Origin of the sequence: Stutzerimonas stutzeri (genome assembly GCF_019090095.1) — a bacterium.
Lineage (GTDB): Bacteria > Pseudomonadota > Gammaproteobacteria > Pseudomonadales > Pseudomonadaceae > Stutzerimonas > Stutzerimonas stutzeri_AN.
The window spans coordinates 1,938,100-1,955,436 of the sequence record NZ_JAGQFP010000001.1 but is presented as its reverse complement, the minus strand read 5'-3'; the positions used below and the strand labels follow the sequence as shown (position 1 = coordinate 1,955,436).

At 63.2% G+C, this 17,337-nt stretch carries 15 protein-coding genes and 1 other RNA gene; 14 read left to right on the top strand and 2 right to left on the bottom strand.

Annotated elements, in window-relative coordinates; genetic code table 11:
- Positions 1–108: 108 nt before the first annotated feature.
- Positions 109–477, bottom strand: coding sequence for a YraN family protein (locus tag KVO92_RS08515; RefSeq protein WP_217475151.1), 369 nt, complete (start codon positions 475–477; stop codon positions 109–111).
- On the bottom strand, positions 474–2,231 hold the full coding sequence (locus KVO92_RS08510) for a penicillin-binding protein activator (protein WP_217475150.1): 1,758 nt from the start codon (positions 2,229–2,231) through the stop codon (positions 474–476). The genes KVO92_RS08515 and KVO92_RS08510 overlap by 4 nt, the downstream gene beginning before the upstream one ends.
- Positions 2,232–2,351: 120 nt before the next feature.
- Between KVO92_RS08510 and rsmI the strand changes: the two genes are divergently transcribed.
- The 14 genes from rsmI (at position 2,352) to KVO92_RS08440 (ending at position 17,336) form a co-directional block, all read left to right on the top strand.
- Positions 2,352–3,224, top strand: a complete 873-nt coding sequence (rsmI, locus tag KVO92_RS08505) for a 16S rRNA (cytidine(1402)-2'-O)-methyltransferase (RefSeq protein WP_217475149.1) — start codon at positions 2,352–2,354, stop codon at positions 3,222–3,224.
- A 93-nt stretch (positions 3,225–3,317) separates the two neighbouring features.
- An RNA gene (gene rnpB / locus KVO92_RS08500) (RNase P RNA component class A) lies at positions 3,318–3,676 on the top strand.
- Between the two features lie 293 nt (positions 3,677–3,969).
- Positions 3,970–4,425 carry a division/cell wall cluster transcriptional repressor MraZ gene (mraZ, locus tag KVO92_RS08495; protein ID WP_021208400.1) on the top strand — a complete coding sequence of 152 codons (456 nt, stop codon included), beginning with the start codon at positions 3,970–3,972 and terminating at the stop codon, positions 4,423–4,425.
- Complete coding sequence (gene rsmH, locus KVO92_RS08490; RefSeq protein ID WP_217475148.1) at positions 4,422–5,369, top strand: 16S rRNA (cytosine(1402)-N(4))-methyltransferase RsmH; 948 nt, start codon at positions 4,422–4,424, stop codon at positions 5,367–5,369. Before mraZ ends, rsmH begins: the two co-directional genes overlap by 4 nt.
- On the top strand, positions 5,366–5,656 hold the full coding sequence (gene ftsL / locus KVO92_RS08485; protein ID WP_102846941.1) for a cell division protein FtsL: 291 nt from the start codon (positions 5,366–5,368) through the stop codon (positions 5,654–5,656). Before rsmH ends, ftsL begins: the two co-directional genes overlap by 4 nt.
- Positions 5,653–7,386, top strand: a complete 1,734-nt coding sequence (locus KVO92_RS08480) for a peptidoglycan D,D-transpeptidase FtsI family protein (RefSeq protein WP_217475147.1) — start codon at positions 5,653–5,655, stop codon at positions 7,384–7,386. Before ftsL ends, KVO92_RS08480 begins: the two co-directional genes overlap by 4 nt.
- Positions 7,386–8,849, top strand: coding sequence for a UDP-N-acetylmuramoyl-L-alanyl-D-glutamate--2,6-diaminopimelate ligase (locus KVO92_RS08475; RefSeq protein ID WP_217475146.1), 1,464 nt, complete (start codon positions 7,386–7,388; stop codon positions 8,847–8,849). The genes KVO92_RS08480 and KVO92_RS08475 overlap by 1 nt, the downstream gene beginning before the upstream one ends.
- The gene (locus KVO92_RS08470) at positions 8,842–10,218 is read left to right on the top strand and encodes a UDP-N-acetylmuramoyl-tripeptide--D-alanyl-D-alanine ligase (RefSeq protein WP_217475145.1); all 1,377 of its coding nucleotides are present in this window, start codon (positions 8,842–8,844) and stop codon (positions 10,216–10,218) included. The genes KVO92_RS08475 and KVO92_RS08470 overlap by 8 nt, the downstream gene beginning before the upstream one ends.
- Complete coding sequence (gene mraY, locus KVO92_RS08465) at positions 10,218–11,300, top strand: phospho-N-acetylmuramoyl-pentapeptide-transferase (RefSeq protein WP_217475144.1); 1,083 nt, start codon at positions 10,218–10,220, stop codon at positions 11,298–11,300. Before KVO92_RS08470 ends, mraY begins: the two co-directional genes overlap by 1 nt.
- 6 nt (positions 11,301–11,306) lie before the next feature.
- A complete protein-coding gene (gene murD / locus KVO92_RS08460; RefSeq protein WP_217475143.1) occupies positions 11,307–12,650 on the top strand; it encodes a UDP-N-acetylmuramoyl-L-alanine--D-glutamate ligase in 1,344 nt (447 codons plus the stop codon).
- Complete coding sequence (gene ftsW / locus KVO92_RS08455) at positions 12,650–13,882, top strand: putative lipid II flippase FtsW (RefSeq protein ID WP_217475142.1); 1,233 nt, start codon at positions 12,650–12,652, stop codon at positions 13,880–13,882. Before murD ends, ftsW begins: the two co-directional genes overlap by 1 nt.
- The gene (gene murG / locus KVO92_RS08450) at positions 13,872–14,942 is read left to right on the top strand and encodes an undecaprenyldiphospho-muramoylpentapeptide beta-N-acetylglucosaminyltransferase (protein WP_217475141.1); all 1,071 of its coding nucleotides are present in this window, start codon (positions 13,872–13,874) and stop codon (positions 14,940–14,942) included. The genes ftsW and murG overlap by 11 nt, the downstream gene beginning before the upstream one ends.
- The gene (murC, locus tag KVO92_RS08445; protein ID WP_217475140.1) at positions 14,935–16,395 is read left to right on the top strand and encodes a UDP-N-acetylmuramate--L-alanine ligase; all 1,461 of its coding nucleotides are present in this window, start codon (positions 14,935–14,937) and stop codon (positions 16,393–16,395) included. Before murG ends, murC begins: the two co-directional genes overlap by 8 nt.
- A complete protein-coding gene (locus tag KVO92_RS08440) occupies positions 16,392–17,336 on the top strand; it encodes a D-alanine--D-alanine ligase (RefSeq protein ID WP_217475139.1) in 945 nt (314 codons plus the stop codon). The genes murC and KVO92_RS08440 overlap by 4 nt, the downstream gene beginning before the upstream one ends.
- Position 17,337: the final 1 nt, after the last annotated feature.

The following is a 17,337-nucleotide window of genomic DNA, read 5'->3' as shown; positions in this document are numbered from 1 at the left end:
GGTTTGACCTTCAGGTGACGGGCTGGGCTGCTTTTGCCGTGCCGTAGGAATTCATGAGGAAGGCGCGAACTGTGCGATGCGCGTAGGGCGAGTCAGTGCGAAGCATGCTTAGCCATCGAATGCATTGCGGATCCAGTTGGGCTTCTCTGCGCTGTCAGCCGCCGCGCCCAGGGCGACCACGTCGAAGCGGCAGGGATGCCTGGCCCAGCGGTTCTCCTTCTGCAGGAAATGCTGGGCCGCCTTGATCAGCTTTTGCTGTTTGCGCATATCGACGCTTTCTAGCGCGCCGCCCCACGCGGCGTGACGCCTATAGCGGACCTCGACGAATACTACTGTATCGCCATCGAGCATGACCAGATCAAGCTCGCCGCTACGGCAGGTCCAATTCCGGCATAGCAGGCGCAGACCATGCCGTTGCAGGTGTTGCTGAGCAGCTTCTTCGGCAAGCTGCCCGCTGATCTGCTTGCTGGTTGTCAATGCGGTGTGTCCGTCAGCGGCTGGACTTCGCCGTCATGAAATTCGGCCCAGGGCAGCTGCCGCTCGATCCGTCGCTCCGGGGTGATGCCGAGCGAGCCTGACAGGCCTTCGAGCCGTGTTTCCGGAAGCACAAGCAGTTGGTTCAGGCGCGGTGCCAGCAGGTACGCATCGGCGCCCATGGCATACAGGCGGCCCAGACTGCCGCGGGCTTGCGGCCATTTGCGCTCTATTTCCTGCCGAAGGGGGAGCTGATCATTCAGCAGCCAGGGGGTTTCGGTGAAGCGAATGCCTTCCAGGTCAAGGTATTGGGTGCGGTTACCCGTGGCGGCATGCAGATGTGAAGTGGCATAGACGGGCAGGTCGCCAGCGTACTGGAATATCAGCGTGGGCCTGACTTGCTGCGCCTGCTGTGGCGTCGCTGCCAAAAACAGGAAATCGACATCCTGGCGGCGGGTTGGCTGCGCGTCGCCTTGGCTGCGCACTTGTAGCAGGTCGGCAATTTGCTTGGCGAGCTCAATCGGTTCTGCCAGGGGTTCCGCCGCAACAACGGTCCCGCCCTGTTGCTGCCACTGTTCGCGAAACGCCTGGAAGACGCGGTTGCCCCAGTCTCCGCGTGGCGTCAGTGCAATGGCGCGACGATGGCCATCGGCCCAGGCTCGGCGCGCGACTTCGCGTGCCTCGTCTTCAGCGGCCAGGCCGAACTGGAACAGCTGTGGCGGGGCTTTCTGGCCTGCATCGCTGTAATTGAGGGCAAGCGTCGTGATGGGCAACTGGTCGCGGCTGGCCAGTTGGCGGACCATTTCCTTGTCCAGGGGGCCGACAACGAGTTCGACGCCAGAGGCGGCGGCTTGGCGATAGAAGTCATCCAGCGAGGTCAGGCGTGTGCTGTCGAACAGTTCGATGTTCAAGTCCTGGCGCGCCGCCAGGTGAGCGGCCAGAAAACCATCACGCAATGCTCGCGCAACACTCGCCAGAGGACCGTCCATGGGTAGCAGGAGGGCTACGTGGGAGAGCGGCTTGTCTGCCAGCTCGCGAAGTTTTGCCAGCGGTTCTGGTAGTGCACGGGCCGCTGGATGATTGGGGTTCTGCTGGACCCACGCATCGATTGCGCGTTGCTGCTGACCTAGGGTGCCGGCCTGTTTCACCGTGGCAGCCAGCGATAACCAGCCGGACAGATCGGCGTCAGTGGTCGGCTGCAATTGATCGGTCGGCAGGCTCGAGACGAGCTCCCAGATCGCTTCGTGATTCTGTTTGGCTGCGTCACCGTCCAGGAGTGGGGCGATGAAGGTCCGTTCGCGCGCCGCCTCCAGGGGCTGATCGTTCGCGGCAAACGCCTGGGCACGCGCCAGTTGCGTGCGCAGCTGCTGTTCGACCGGCAGCTCCGCGAGGCGCTCGAACGCTGGATGCTGCAACGCTTGAAGGGCGCGTTTTGGTTGGTTGTCGGCCAGCGCCAGCTCCGCTTCCAGGGTTTTGGCGAACATCTGTTGAGCGGGCATCAGCTGTGCGACGTCAACCTGCTCGAGAATCTTCGAGGCCTGGGCGTTGTTGCCTTGCTGCAGGCTCTGATCGGCTGCCGACAGACGCAGTAGTGCGGCTTCGGCAGGGTCGCTGGCGTCGGCTTCCTTCAACAGTTGTTGCGTCGATGCCTGTGGGGTGCGGGGCAGCTCACCCAGCGTCGACGAGGGCGAGCTGGCGCAGGCCGAAAGCACGGCAGCAATGCATAAGAAGAGGAGCGGGCGAAAGCGAGCCATCATGTGATCATTCCTGGAGGCGCTGGCGAGTGTCGGCGGATTGTACCCAAGCACCGGTAAGGGCGCGATGTCGTGGCTTGCAAACGGGCTACAATGCGCGTTTTCCGTAAATGAGGTACGCCTGTGACTACGCCGGCTGATGCTAATTCCGCTGTGGGTACGCTCTATGTCGTCGCCACGCCCATCGGCAATCTGGACGATATCAGCGCCCGGGCGCTGCGGGTTCTGGCGGAGGTGGCGCTGATTGCGGCGGAAGATACGCGCCATTCGGCTCGGCTGCTGCAGCATTTCGGCATTGCCACGCCGTTGGCGGCCTGCCATGAGCACAACGAGCGAGACGAGGGCGGGCGCTTCATCACGCGGCTGCTGGCAGGCGACGACGTGGCGCTGATCTCCGATGCGGGTACGCCGCTGATATCCGACCCTGGCTACCACCTGGTTCGGCAGGCGCGTTCGGCAGGTATTCGGGTTGTTCCTCTACCGGGCGCCTGTGCGCTGATTGCCGCGCTTTCCGCGGCGGGCTTGCCCTCCGATCGCTTCATTTTCGAGGGTTTTCTGCCTGCCAAGCAGGGGGCGCGTCGGGCGCGTCTCGAGCTGCTGCGGGAGGAGCCGCGCACGCTGATTTTTTATGAGGCGCCGCATCGGATCCTGGAGTCGCTCGGTGACCTGGAGTCGGTGTTCGGTGCAGAGCGCCCGGCGGTACTCGCGCGTGAGCTGACCAAAACATTCGAGACGTTGAAAGGGCTCCCGTTGGGCGAGCTGCACGCCTGGGTGGCGGCCGATACCAACCAGCAGCGTGGCGAATGCGTATTGGTCGTTGGTGGTTGGCAGGCGCCGCAGGGCGATGACGTGGTCGACACGAACGCCCGTCGAGTGTTACGCCTGTTGCTGGCGGAGATGCCGCTCAAGCGCGCCGCGGCCGTCGCTGCCGAGATCACCGGTGTTCGAAAAAACCTGCTCTATCAGCTCGCGCTGGAGGACAAGGGCGAAGGTTGACGCGTGTGACAGGCCTTGGCGCACCGAGCGGTCGGGTTTTCATGCGCCGTTCGGCTTGCAGCCTGGGGTGCGGCCAAGTACTCTGCGCGTCGGAGAGTCGATCGGACAGTCGCTGTCTCTTTTTGTTCCGCAAGAAGGGAGGGAGGAAAGTCCGGGCTCCATAGGGCGAAGTGCCAGGTAACGCCTGGGAGGCGTGAGCCTACGGAAAGTGCCACAGAAAATAACCGCCTAAGCGCTTCGGCGCCGGTAAGGGTGAAAAGGTGCGGTAAGAGCGCACCGCGCGGCTGGCAACAGTCCGTGGCTAGGTAAACCCCACTTGGAGCAAGACCAAATAGGGATCCATTGGCGTGGCCCGCGCTGGATCCGGGTAGGTTGCTAGAGGCAGTCAGTGATGGCTGTCGTAGAGGAATGACTGTCCTCGACAGAACCCGGCTTACAGATCGACTCTCCGACTTTCCTGCCGAAACACTCCCTCTTTTTAGACCAAAAAAATCTTGCTCTTAATAAAGTACTTTAACTTTGAAGTGCAGGCTTTTGCCGTTGTTCGATATCGCGTTTTTTCAAACCCTCCGCTTCACCGTTTATCCCCGTTTCGGTTGCTAAATTCCTGCCACATAAGGGTTTTTCCCGTCAGGGTCACCTTGACGGTGGGGCTGCTGCATTTCTATAGTGCGCACAAGTGGTGAAAAGTGGCACGAAGTGGGTAGTAATGGGCTCGGAAAGCTAATTCAGGGGAAACGCAGCCGTGTTTCGCGGAGCAAACGCCATCAGTCTCGATGCCAAAGGGCGGCTAGCCATGCCCAGCCGGTACCGTGACGAGCTCGTTTCGCGCTGCGAGGGCCAGCTGATCGTCACCATCGATGCGGTCGATCGGTGCCTTTGTATTTACCCACTGCCCGAATGGGAGCAGATCGAAGCCAAGCTGCGAGAGCTGCCCTCGTTGAGAGAGGAGAGTCGTCGACTGCAGCGCTTGCTGATCGGTAATGCGGTCGACCTGGAAATGGATGGCAGCGGCCGAGTGCTGGTGCCGCCGCGCTTGCGTGAATATGCAGGGCTGGACAAGCGGGCCATGCTGGTCGGCCAGCTGAATAAGTTCAGCCTGTGGAACGAGGACGACTGGAACGCACAAGCGGATGCGGACCTGGCGGCCATCAAACAACCCGGCGCTTTGCCGGAAGAACTACGTGATCTAATCCTGTGACCCAGACCAGCGCCTACAGCCATGTAACCGTTTTGCTCGACGAGGCCGTTGCGGCGCTCGCCGTGCGTGCGGACGGTCGCTATCTGGACGGAACGTTCGGGCGCGGCGGGCACAGCCGCCTTCTATTGCGGCAGCTTGGGCCTGATGGCTGTTTGCTAGGCTTCGACAAGGATCCCCTGGCAATTGCTACGGGACAAGCACTGGCGGCCGAGGATGGCCGCTTTGTCGTTGTGCAGAGAAGTTTCGCTGAGCTAGGCGAGGAAGTGGCGCAGCGCGGCTGGACCGGGACTATCAGCGGTGTCTTGCTGGATCTCGGTGTGTCTTCGCCGCAGCTGGACGATCCCGAGCGCGGCTTCAGCTTCCTCAACGACGGTCCACTGGATATGCGCATGGATCCCAGTCGGGGCGTCAGTGCGGCTGAGTGGATTGCCACGGCCAGCGAAGAGGACATCGCCCACGTATTCAAGGAGTACGGCGAGGAGCGTTTCGCCAAGCGCATGGCTCGCGCAGTCGTGCAGCGTCGCGCCGAGCGTCCGTTCGAGCGCACGGCCGATCTTGCTCAGGTGCTGACGGTCGCCAATCCGGCTTGGGAAAAAGGCAAGAATCCAGCGACGCGCGCCTTCCAGGGGCTGCGTATTTTCATCAATAACGAGCTCGGTGACCTTGAGACAGGCCTGGAAGCGGCCTTGGAAGCGCTCGAGGTGGGTGGCCGGCTGGTCGTGATCAGCTTTCATTCGCTGGAAGACCGTATCGTCAAGCAGTTCATGCGGCGTCACGCCAAGGGCGAGGCCGATACCCTCCCGCGCGACCTGCCGATCATCCCCGAGAAGTTCGTGCCACGCCTGAAGTTGCTGGGCAGGCCGCAGTACGCGTCAGCTGAAGAGGTCAAGGCAAACCCCCGCTCACGCAGTGCCGTGATGCGCGTTGCGGAGAAGCTGCGATGAGCCAGCTCCGTCGTGCCATGCCTAACGGAAGCCTGCTGATGCTGGTGCTGTTCATCGCCGTGCTCTTGTCGGCAATCGCCGTCGCGTATAGCGCCCACTGGAATCGTCAACTGCTCAACGAGTTGTACGGCGAGCTCAGCGTGCGCGACAAGGCCCAGGCGGAGTGGGGGCGGCTGATCCTGGAGCAGAGCACCTGGACGGCGCACAACCGTATCGAGACCCTGGCGGCCGAACAGTTGAAAATGCACATCCCGGCAGCGGCGGATGTCAGGTTGGTGGCACCATGAGGTTGCAAGGCGCGCTCTACCCGTGGCGCTTTCGCATCGTGCTGGCTCTTCTGGCACTGATGACCGGTGCGCTCGCCTGGCGCATCGTCGACCTGCAGGTCGTCGACCAGAGCTTCCTCAAGAATCAGGGGGACGCCCGTAGCGTCCGCCACATTCCCATCCCGGCACATCGCGGGTTGATCACGGACCGTCACGGCGAGCCCTTGGCCGTCAGTACGCCCGTCACCACGCTTTGGGGCAACCCGCGGGAATTGCAGGCGGCCCAGGCGCGCTGGCCGGAGCTGGCCAAGGCCATGGGCCAGGATCCTACCGTGCTGGCGCAGCGCCTCAAGGACCAAGCTGAGCGCGAGTTCACCTACCTGGTGCGTGGTTTGACGCCAGAGCAGGGTGAGCGTGTGCTCGCGCTGGGCATTCCGGGCGTTTACTCGCAGGAAGAGTTTCGCCGCTTCTATCCCGCGGGTGAGGTGGCTGCGCACGTGGTCGGTTTCACGGACATCGACGATCGTGGCCGGGAAGGTCTGGAACTGGCGTACGACGAGTGGTTGGCGGGCGTGCCAGGCAAGCGGCAGGTACTCAAGGACCGTCGGGGCCGGCTGATCAAGGACGTTCAGGTGACCAAGAACGCCAAGGCCGGCAAGACCTTGGCGCTGTCCATCGACCTGCGTCTGCAATACCTGGCGCATCGTGAGCTACGCAACGCGCTGCTGGAGTTTGGCGCCAAGGCGGGCAGCCTGGTCATGCTCGACGTGAAAACGGGCGAGGTGCTGGCCATGGTCAACCAGCCGACCTACAACCCTAACAACCGCCGCAACCTGCAGCCGAGCGCAATGCGCAACCGGGCGATGACGGACGTGTTCGAGCCGGGCTCGACAATGAAACCCATCTCGATGAGCGCGGCGCTCGAAACGGGGCGTTGGAAACCCAGCGATATCGTCGAAGTATGGCCAGGCTCCCTGCGCATCGGTCGCTACACCATCCGTGACGTCTCCAAAACCGAAGGTCGTGAGCTGGACCTGACCGGCATCCTGATCAACTCCTCCAACGTCGGCATGAGTAAAGTCGCGTTCGACATTGGCGGCGCGGCGATCCATGACGTCATGCGCAAGGTCGGCTTTGGCCAGGACACCGGCCTGGGCTTTCCTGGCGAGCGGGTTGGCAACCTGCCCAGCCATCGTGAATGGCGCAAGGCTGAAACGGCCACGCTTTCCTACGGTTACGGCCTGTCCGTGACGGCTGTTCAGCTGGCTCACGCCTACAGCACGCTGGCCAACAATGGCCGCTTGGTGCCGATGTCGATGACACGCGTTGACCAGAAACCCGATGGCGTCGAGGTGATTTCGCCCGAAGTCGCCAAGACCCTTCAAGGCATGCTCCAGGAAGTCATCGAGGCGCCCCGTGGCGTGTTTCGCGCCCAGGTTCCTGGCTATCACGTAGCGGGCAAGAGCGGCACCGCACGCAAGGCGTCCTCGAGCAGCCGCGGCTACCAGGAAAACGCCTACCGCTCGATGTTTGCCGGTTTCGGGCCCATGAAGGACCCACGCATTGCCGTCGCGGTGGTGATCGACGAGCCGAGCAAGAGTGGTTACTTCGGCGGGCTGGTCTCTGCGCCGGTGTTCAGCCGCGTGATGTCTGGGGCGCTGCGCCTGTTGAACGTTGCGCCGGACAACCTGCCTCCGGCCGAGGACATCCAGACGGCTGAAGCAGCTAAAACGAAGGGAGGGCGTATCTGATGCCGATGCCGTTGAATCAGCTGCTGCCTCAGGCCTCCAGTGCCACCCTCATACGCGAGCTCACGCTGGATAGCCGCAAGGTCCGTCCTGGCGATCTGTTCCTGGCGGTCCCCGGGCTGCAGCACGATGGCCGCAAGCATATCGCCGACGCGATTTCCCGCGGCGCGGCTGCCATCGCCTACGAAGCCGAAGGCGCGGCGCACATGACCGCGGAAAGCGCAGTCCTCGTGCCGGTCCGGCGCTTGGCTGAACAGCTGTCCGCCATTGCTGGACGGTTCTACGGCGAGCCAAGTCGCAGCCTGCATCTGGTTGGTGTGACAGGCACCAACGGCAAGACCAGCGTGACCTATCTCGTTGCTCAGGCGCTGGATCGCATGGGCGAGCGCTGCGGCATCATCGGAACCCTCGGCACCGGCTTTCACGGCGAATTGGAGCTTGGCCAGCACACCACGCCCGACCCCATCGGCGTCCAGGCAAACCTGGCGAACCTGCGCAAGCAAGGCGCTAAGGCTGTAGCGATGGAAGTGTCCTCGCATGGTCTCGACCAAGGCCGGGTAGCCGCGCTGGCATTCGACGTGGCGGTGTTCACCAACCTGTCTCGCGACCATCTGGATTACCACGGTTCGATGGAGGCCTATGGCGAGGTCAAGTCGCGTCTGCTGAAAATGCCAGGGCTCAGTTGCCGTGTGGTAAATCTGGATGACGCGTTCGGACGTGTTCTGGCAGCAGAACAGATGGACTCGCGGCTGATCACCTACAGCCTGGACGACCCCTCTGCCTACCTTTATTGCCCGGACGTTCGGCTCGACGATGATGGTATTCACGCGCGCCTGGTCACGCCCCAGGGCCAGCGTGCCCTGCGCAGCCCACTGCTTGGGCGTTTCAATGTCAGCAACGTACTCGCAGCGGTCGGTGCGCTGCTGGGTATGAACTACCCATTGGATGAGATCCTCGCCGTGCTGCCCCACCTCGAGGGGCCTGTCGGGCGCATGCAGCGTCTGGGTGGCGGCGATCTGCCTCTGGTGGTGGTCGACTATGCGCATACGCCCGATGCGCTGGAGAAAGTTCTCGGTGCCCTGCGTCCCCATACCCGAGGCCGGTTGTTGTGCCTGTTCGGCTGTGGCGGCGATCGGGATCGCGGCAAGCGCCCTTTGATGGCCGAGGTCGCCGAGCGTATGGCCGATCAGATCGTGGTGACGGACGACAACCCGCGCAGTGAAGACCCATCGCAGATTCTCGGCGATATAGGTACCGGCTTCACCAATCCGGCGCGGGTCGCCTTCATTCCGGGCCGCGCCGAAGCCATCGCCCAATGCATCGCCGGCAGCGAGCTCGACGATGTAGTACTGCTCGCGGGCAAAGGCCACGAGGATTATCAGGAGATCAAAGGCGAACGCACTCCGTTTTCCGATCTCGAACAGGCCTCTTTGGCCCTGGCTGCCTGGAGCGATACCCATGCTTGAAGCCATGCGTCTCAGCGATCTGGTCGAGGTCCTGTCTGGCCAGTTGGTCGGCGCGGACGCGACCTTCGGTTCGGTCAGTACCGATAGCCGCGCCATCGAGCCCGGACAGTTGTTCATCGCGCTGACCGGCCCGCGCTTCGACGGTCACGCCTATCTGGCCGACGTGGCCGGTAAGGGCGCCGTGGCAGCGCTGGTCGAGCGGCCCGTTGATGGGGTTTCGCTGCCGCAACTGGTGGTCGCAGATTGCCGCATAGCCCTGGGCCGTCTGGCGGCGCAAAATCGCGCCGCGTTCACCGGCCCGGTCGCCGCCGTCACCGGCTCCAGCGGCAAGACCAGCGTCAAGGAACTGCTTGCCAGCATTCTGCGCGCGGCCTATGGCTTCAACGCGGTATTGGCGACGCGCGGCAACCTGAACAATGACCTTGGCGCGCCGCTGACGCTGCTCGAGCTGGCTCCCCAACACCGCGCGGCTGTCATCGAGCTGGGCGCTTCGCGTGTTGGCGAGATCGCCTATACCGTCAGCCTGACGCAGCCGGATGTCAGTTTGATTACCAATGCCGGGACCGCCCATGTGGGTGAGTTTGGCGGGCCGGAGAAAATCGTCGAAGCCAAGGGCGAGATTCTCGACGGGCTTGGTGAGCACGGCATCGCTGTGCTCAATCGCGATGATCGGGCCTATGCGACCTGGGAAAAGCGCGCGGCTGGCAAGCGTGTAGTGAGCTTCGCGATCCAGAGCCCGCTGGCGGACTTCCATCCTGCCTCAATCGCTTACGATTTGCGTGGCTGTCCGAATTTCGTGCTGGACGGCCCAACAGGCTCCGTGCGTGTACAACTGAATCTGCTCGGCCGCCACAGTGTCGCCAACGCGCTCGCTGCAGCCGCTGCAGCGCATGCGCTCGGAGTCGCCGCTGAGCACATCGTCGAAGGGCTCGAGAGCCTGCAGCCAGTCAAGGGACGGGGCGTTGCGCAGATGCTCAGCAATGGCGTGCGTCTGATCGACGACACCTACAACGCCAACCCCGCTTCGATTTGCGCCGCCATCGATGTGCTGGCCGGTTTTGCGGGTCGCACCGTGCTGGCGTTGGGGGACATGGGCGAGCTGGGCGAGTGGGCCGAACAAGGCCACCGTGAGGTTGGAAGCTACGCCGTGGGCAAAGTGGACGCGCTGTTCGCAGTGGGACCGTTGATGGCGCATGCCGTCGAGGCGTTCGGTGCTGGCGGCCGTCATTTCGCCAATCAGCAAGACCTGATCGAAGCGTTGCGCCTGGAGCAGGGCAACGCCACCACCATTTTGATCAAGGGATCACGGAGCGCCGCGATGGATAAGGTCGTCGCCGCGCTATCCGCGTCCAGCACGGAGAACCACTGATGCTGCTGCTACTCGCCGAGTATCTGCAACGATTCCACACGGGCTTCGCTGTCTTTCAGTACCTGTCGCTGCGTGGAATTCTCGGCGTGCTTACCGCGCTGGTCCTGTCGCTGTGGATGGGCCCCTGGCTGATCCGCACCTTGCAGATGCGCCAGATTGGCCAATCCGTGCGCACCGATGGCCCGCAGTCGCACCTGTCCAAGTCGGGTACGCCAACGATGGGCGGCGCCCTGATCCTCAGCGCGATTGCCATCAGCACCTTGCTCTGGGCCGATCTGTCCAATCGCTATGTCTGGGTCGTTCTGGCCATCACGCTGCTGTTCGGCGCGGTTGGCTGGGTCGACGACTACCGTAAGGTCATCGAAAAGAACTCCCGTGGCCTGCCGAGCCGCTGGAAGTACTTCTGGCAGTCGGTGTTCGGCCTCGGCGCCGCGATCTTCCTTTATATGACCGCGCAGACGCCGGTCGAAACCACCTTGATCCTGCCGTTGCTGAAGAACATCGAGGTTCCGCTGGGCATCGGCTTCGTGGTGCTGACCTATTTCGTCATCGTCGGCTCGAGCAACGCGGTCAACCTCACCGATGGTCTGGACGGCCTGGCGATCATGCCAACGGTCATGGTCGGTGGTGCGCTGGGCATCTTCTGCTATCTGTCCGGCAACGTGAACTTCGCCGACTATCTGCTGATTCCCTATATCCCCGGTGCCGGCGAGCTGATCGTCTTCTGCGGAGCATTGATCGGTGCAGGGCTCGGTTTTCTCTGGTTCAACACCTATCCCGCGCAGGTATTCATGGGGGACGTTGGCGCGTTGGCCCTCGGCGCGGCGCTGGGCACCATCGCGGTAATTGTCCGGCAGGAAGTGGTGCTGTTCATCATGGGCGGGGTGTTCGTGATGGAAACCCTGTCGGTGATGATTCAGGTGGCGTCCTTCAAGCTGACCGGCAAGCGCGTCTTCCGCATGGCGCCGATTCATCACCATTTCGAACTCAAGGGCTGGCCCGAACCGCGGGTCATCGTGCGCTTCTGGATCATCACGGTGATCCTGGTGCTGGTTGGTCTCGCCACGCTGAAATTGAGGTAATAAAGAGTGCTCATCGCTTCCGATCAGTTCCGCATCGTCGTCGGTCTCGGCAAGAGCGGTATGTCGCTGGTTCGCCACTTGGCGAGCCGTGGCCTGCCGTTCGCCGTTGCCGATACGCGCGCGAATCCGCCGGAGCTGGCCACTCTGAAGGCGCAGTACCCGGACGTCGAGGTGCGTTGCGGCGAACTCGACCCGGCGTTTCTCTGCCGTGCCAGCGAACTGCTGGTCAGCCCCGGTTTGCCGATCAGCACGCCCGCGTTGCAAGCGGCCGCCGCTGCTGGGGTAAAACTGCTTGGCGATATCGAGCTGTTCGCGCGTGAAGCCAAGGCGCCGATCGTGGCGATCACTGGCTCGAATGCGAAAAGCACCGTGACGACCCTGGTCGGCGAAATGGCTGCTGCAGCGGGTCGCAAGGTTGCCGTCGGTGGCAATCTGGGCACGCCGGCCCTGGATCTGCTCGACGATGAGGTCGAGCTCTACGTCCTGGAATTGTCGAGTTTCCAGCTGGAAACGACCGAGCGCCTGAACGCCGAAGTTGCGACCTGCCTGAATGTCAGCGAAGACCATATGGATCGCTACGATGGCCTGCCCGCCTATCATCAGGCCAAGCATCGAATTTTCCGCGGCGCTCGGCAGGTGGTGATCAACCGCGACGATCGGCTCAGCCGTCCCTTGATTGCCGATGATGTCCCAGCGTGGTCCTTCGGACTCGGCAAGCCCGACTTCAAAGGGTTTGGTTTATTCGAGGAGAACGGCGAGAAATATCTTGCGTTCCAGTTCGATGCGCTGATGCCCGCCAACCAGCTCAAGATCCGCGGTGCTCATAACCAATCCAATGCGCTTGCCGCCTTGGCGCTGGGGCATGCCGTGGGCCTGCCATTCGAGCCCATGCTCGCCACCCTGCGCAGCTTCGCCGGGTTGGCCCACCGCTGTCAGTGGGTCGGCGAGCGCAAGGGCGTCAGTTACTACGATGATTCCAAGGCGACCAATGTCGGAGCCGCGTTAGCAGCCATCGATGGCCTGGGGAGCGACATCGCCGGTGAGCTGGTGCTGATCGCTGGCGGGGATGGCAAGGGGGCTGATTTCTCCGCCCTGCATAGCCCGGTCGCGCATCACTGCCGCGAGGTCATCCTGCTGGGCCGCGATGCTGAGCGTCTTGCCGCGGCACTTGCCGGAGCGGCGCCCATTCATCACGTCCAGACTCTGGAACAAGCTGTACAACTGGCGGCCACGCTCGCACAGGCTGGTGATGCGGTGCTGCTATCGCCGGCCTGCGCTAGCCTCGACATGTTTCAGAACTTCGAAGATCGCGGACGCCAGTTCGCAGCAGCCGTAGGGGGGCTCAGCTGATGCTCGCCTTTCTGCGTAGCGCACCTTCTCCGCTGTTCAGTCGCCGTGGTCTGGATCTCGACTTTCCGATGCTGGCCGGCTGCCTAGCGCTGCTGGGGCTGGGGTTGGTCATGATTACTTCGGCCTCGTCTGAAGTCGCGGCGGTCAATACCAGCAACTCGATGTACTACATGGTTCGCCATCTGGTGTACGTATTGCTTGGGCTGGTCGCGGCAGCGGCCGTATTGCTGGTGCCGATATCGGCCTGGCAGCGGCTGGACTGGATGCTGCTGCTCGGCGCCTTCGCGTTGCTGATCCTGGTGTTGATTCCTGGCATCGGTCGTGAGGTCAACGGTTCCATGCGCTGGATCGGCTTTGGCGCGTTCAACGTGCAGCCGTCGGAGCTGGCCAAGCTGTTCGTCGTCGTCTATCTCGCGGGTTATCTGGTACGTCGACAGCATGAGGTGCGTGAAAGCCTGTGGGGCTTCCTCAAACCGTTCCTCGTCCTGCTGCCGATGGCGATGCTGTTGCTGCTCGAACCCGACTTCGGGGCGACCGTGGTCATGATGGGCGCTGCCGTGGCGATGCTGTTTCTTGGCGGTGTCGGCCTGATCCGGTTCACCCTGCTGGTGTTGCTGGCAGTCGGCGCGGTCTTCGTCCTGGTGCAGACGCAGGAATACCGCCTGCAGCGGTTGATCACCTTTACCGACCCTTGGGCCGATCAATACGGCGCTGGCTACCAATTGACCCAGGCGCTGATTGCCTTTGGCCGTGGCGAGTGGATCGGCGTGGGCCTGGGCAACAGCGTGCAGAAACAGTTCTACCTGCCCGAAGCCCATACCGATTTCGTGTTTTCGGTGCTTGCCGAGGAGCTCGGCATGGTGGGCGCGCTGTTGACCATATTGCTCTTCGCCTTCGTTGGTGTTCGTGCGCTGTACATCGGTCTGGCGGCGGAGCGTGCGCGCCAGTTCTTCGCTGCATACGTTGCCTGGGGCGTCTCCTTCCTCTGGCTTGGGCAGTTCTTGATCAATATCGGCGTGAACACCGGCTTGTTGCCGACCAAGGGCCTGACACTGCCGTTTCTCAGTTACGGCGGCAGTTCGCTGGTGGTGACCTGCGCCAGCATGGCGTTACTGCTGCGCATCGAGTGGGAAAGCCGCACCGTGCTCGGCAGCGAAGACGCCGAGTTCAGCGAGGACGATTTTGCCGAGGTGCCAGCTGCCAAAGGCAGGGAGGTCGCCCATGGCCGCTAATGTTCTGATCATGGCCGGCGGTACCGGGGGACACGTGTTCCCGGCGCTGGCCTGCGCCCACGAATTTCAAAGTCGCGGCTACAGCGTGCACTGGCTGGGCACGCCGCGCGGCATCGAGAACGACGTGGTGCCAGCGGCGGGGCTGCCATTGCACTTGATTCAAGTGAGCGGGCTGCGCGGCAAAGGTGTGGCGTCCCTGCTTAAAGCGCCGTTCCAGCTACTGCGCTCGCTGGTACAGGCTCGCCGCCTGATGCGCCAGCTGAACCCGGTCTGCGTGCTGGGGCTCGGTGGCTACGTAACCGGACCCGGCGGGCTGGCCGCGAAGCTGGCCGGGGTGCCCTTGGTCATCCACGAGCAGAACGCCGTGGCCGGTACCGCCAATCGCAGCCTGGTGCCCTTCGCCCAGCGGGTGTGCGAGGCGTTCCCGGATACCTTCGGCGCGAGCACCAAGCGCCGCACCACGGGCAACCCGGTGCGTCACGAGCTGTTTCTGGAAACGCCGCGACAGACGTTGCGCGGCCGCCGGCCCCGGCTGCTGGTGCTGGGTGGCAGCCTGGGCGCCGAGCCGCTGAACAAGCTGGTTCCCGAAGCGCTCGCCCAGTTGCCGCAGGCGCTGCGTCCCGAAGTGTTTCATCAGGCGGGCAAGCAGCATGCTGGCGTTACGCAGGAGCGTTATGCCGCCTCGGGCGTCGAGGCCGAGGTTGCGCCGTTCATTCAGAACATGGCGCGTGCCTATGCCTGGGCGGATCTGGTCATCTGCCGCGCCGGTGCGCTGACCGTCTGCGAGCTGGCAGCTGCCGGCCTGCCTTCGTTCCTGGTGCCGCTGCCACATGCGATCGACGATCACCAGACACGCAACGCCGAATACCTGGCGAAGGAAGGCGCAGCCGTTCTTCTTCCCCAAGCAAGTACTGATGCTGCCGCGCTGGCCGCGCAGCTGACCGAGGTCATGATGCAGCCGGAAAAACTCGAGGCCATGGGAGCTACGGCACGTCGCCTGGCTCGTCCTGACGCCACTCGCACCGTCGTCGATGTATGCCTGGAGGTGGCGCATGGCTAAATCACCCGCAGCGGTCAAGGCTGAGGTTCGGCGCATGCGTCGTATCCGCCGGATACATTTCGTCGGTGTCGGCGGCGTGGGCATGTGCGGCATCGCCGAAGTGCTGCTCAACCTGGGCTATGACGTCTCCGGTTCCGACCTGAAGGCGTCGGCGAGTACCGAGCGCCTGCAGAGCTTCGGTGCGCAGATCTTCATCGGACATCAGGCAGGCAACGTGGCCGGTGCGGATGTGCTGGTGGTTTCCAGCGCGGTAAACGCAGCGAATCCGGAGGTGGCGTTCGCCCTCGAGCAACGGATCCCGGTGGTGCCGCGTGCGGAGATGCTCGCCGAGCTGATGCGCTATCGCCACGGCGTTGCGGTTGCCGGTACGCATGGCAAGACCACCACGACCAGTCTGCTGGCATCGGTGTTCGCTGCAGGTGGACTCGATCCGACCTTCGTGATCGGCGGCCGCCTGACCGCGGCTGGGACCAATGCCCAGCTGGGCACCAGTCGTTACCTCATTGCCGAAGCGGATGAAAGCGACGCCAGTTTCCTGCACCTGCAGCCGATGGTCGCCGTCGTGACCAACATCGATGCCGACCACATGAGCACCTATGGCGGTGACTTCGGCAAGTTGAAGCGAACCTTCGTCGAGTTTCTGCACAACCTGCCGTTCTATGGGCTGGCCGTACTGTGCGTCGATGACCCGGTGGTGCGCGAAATTCTTCCTCAGGTAGGACGGCCGATCACCACCTACGGTACCCGCGAAGATGCCGACGTTCGCGCGATCAATATCCGCCAGGAAGGGATGCGCACCTTCTTCACCGTGCTGCGCGATGGCTTCGACGCGCTGGATGTCTCGGTCAACATGCCTGGCAAGCACAACGTGCTCAACGCGCTGGCGACGATCGCCATCGCGACCGATGAGGGGATCGATGACGAGGCGATCGTCCAGGGGCTTTCACAATTCGGCGGTGTAGGACGGCGCTTCCAGGTTTATGGCGAGCTGCCAGTGGACGGTGGCAGCGTGATGCTGGTCGACGATTACGGACATCATCCGCGCGAAGTGGCCGCCGTGATCCAGGCCGTGCGCGACGGATGGCCCGAGCGTCGGCTGGTGATGGTCTATCAGCCGCATCGTTTCAGTCGAACCCGCGATCTGTATGACGACTTCGTACAGGTGTTGAACGACGCCAATGTGCTGCTGCTCATGGAAGTCTATCCGGCAGGCGAAGAGCCCATTCCCGGTGCCGACAGCCGTCATCTGGCGCACAGCATCCGCCAGCGTGGCCAGCTCGACCCGATTTACATCGAGCGAGGCATCGAATTGGCGCCACTGGTCAAGCCGCTGCTGCGCCCCGGCGACATCCTGCTTTGCCAAGGCGCTGGCGACATCGGCGGGCTGGCCCCGCAACTCATCAATAGTCCCCTGTTTGCTGGCGCTACCAACGCCGCGAGGAAGAGCGAATGACCGCCCTGCAATCGACTCGTGATCCCCAGATGTTCGGCCGGGTTGCCGTCCTCTATGGCGGCAAGAGCGCTGAACGTGAGGTGTCCCTGAAATCAGGCGCCGCGGTGCTGGCGGCGCTGCAAGCGGCCGGTGTCGATGCGTTCGGCATCGATGTCGGTGACGATTTGCTGCAGCGGTTGAGCAGCGAGCGCATCGATCGTGCGTTCATCGTGCTGCACGGGCGAGGCGGTGAGGACGGCAGCATGCAGGGGCTGCTCGAGTGTGCCGGAATTCCCTACACCGGTAGCGGCATCCTGGCGTCGGCCCTGGCCATGGACAAACTACGTACCAAGCAGGTCTGGCAGAGCCTGGGTCTGCCAACCCCGCGGCATGCGGTGCTCGCCAGCGAAGCCGATTGCCAGGCTGCGGCCGATACCCTGGGCTTCCCGTTGATCGTCAAACCGGCGCACGAGGGGTCGAGCATCGGCATGGCCAAGGTGACCGGCCTCGCCGAGCTCATTGCGGCGTGGCGTGCGGCGAGTGCCTACGACGCCCAGGTGCTGGTCGAACAATGGATCCAGGGGCCGGAGTTCACTATCGCCACGCTACGCGGCGAAGTGCTGCCGCCAATCGGGTTGGGCACGCCGCATACCTTCTACGACTACGACGCCAAGTACGTGGCGAACGATACCCAGTACCGCATTCCCTGCGGTCTGGACGCGGCCAAGGAGCAGGAACTCAAGACGCTGTCCGCCCGCGCCTGCGAGGCGGTCGGCATTCAGGGCTGGGCGCGTGTCGATGTCATGCAGGACAGCGCTGGCGCGTTCTGGCTGCTGGAAGTCAACACCGTTCCGGGAATGACCGATCACAGCCTGGTGCCCATGGCGGCACGCGCGGCCGGGCTGGATTTTCAGCAATTGGTGCTGGCGATCCTCGACGCCAGTCTGGCGGCAGGGAACTGAG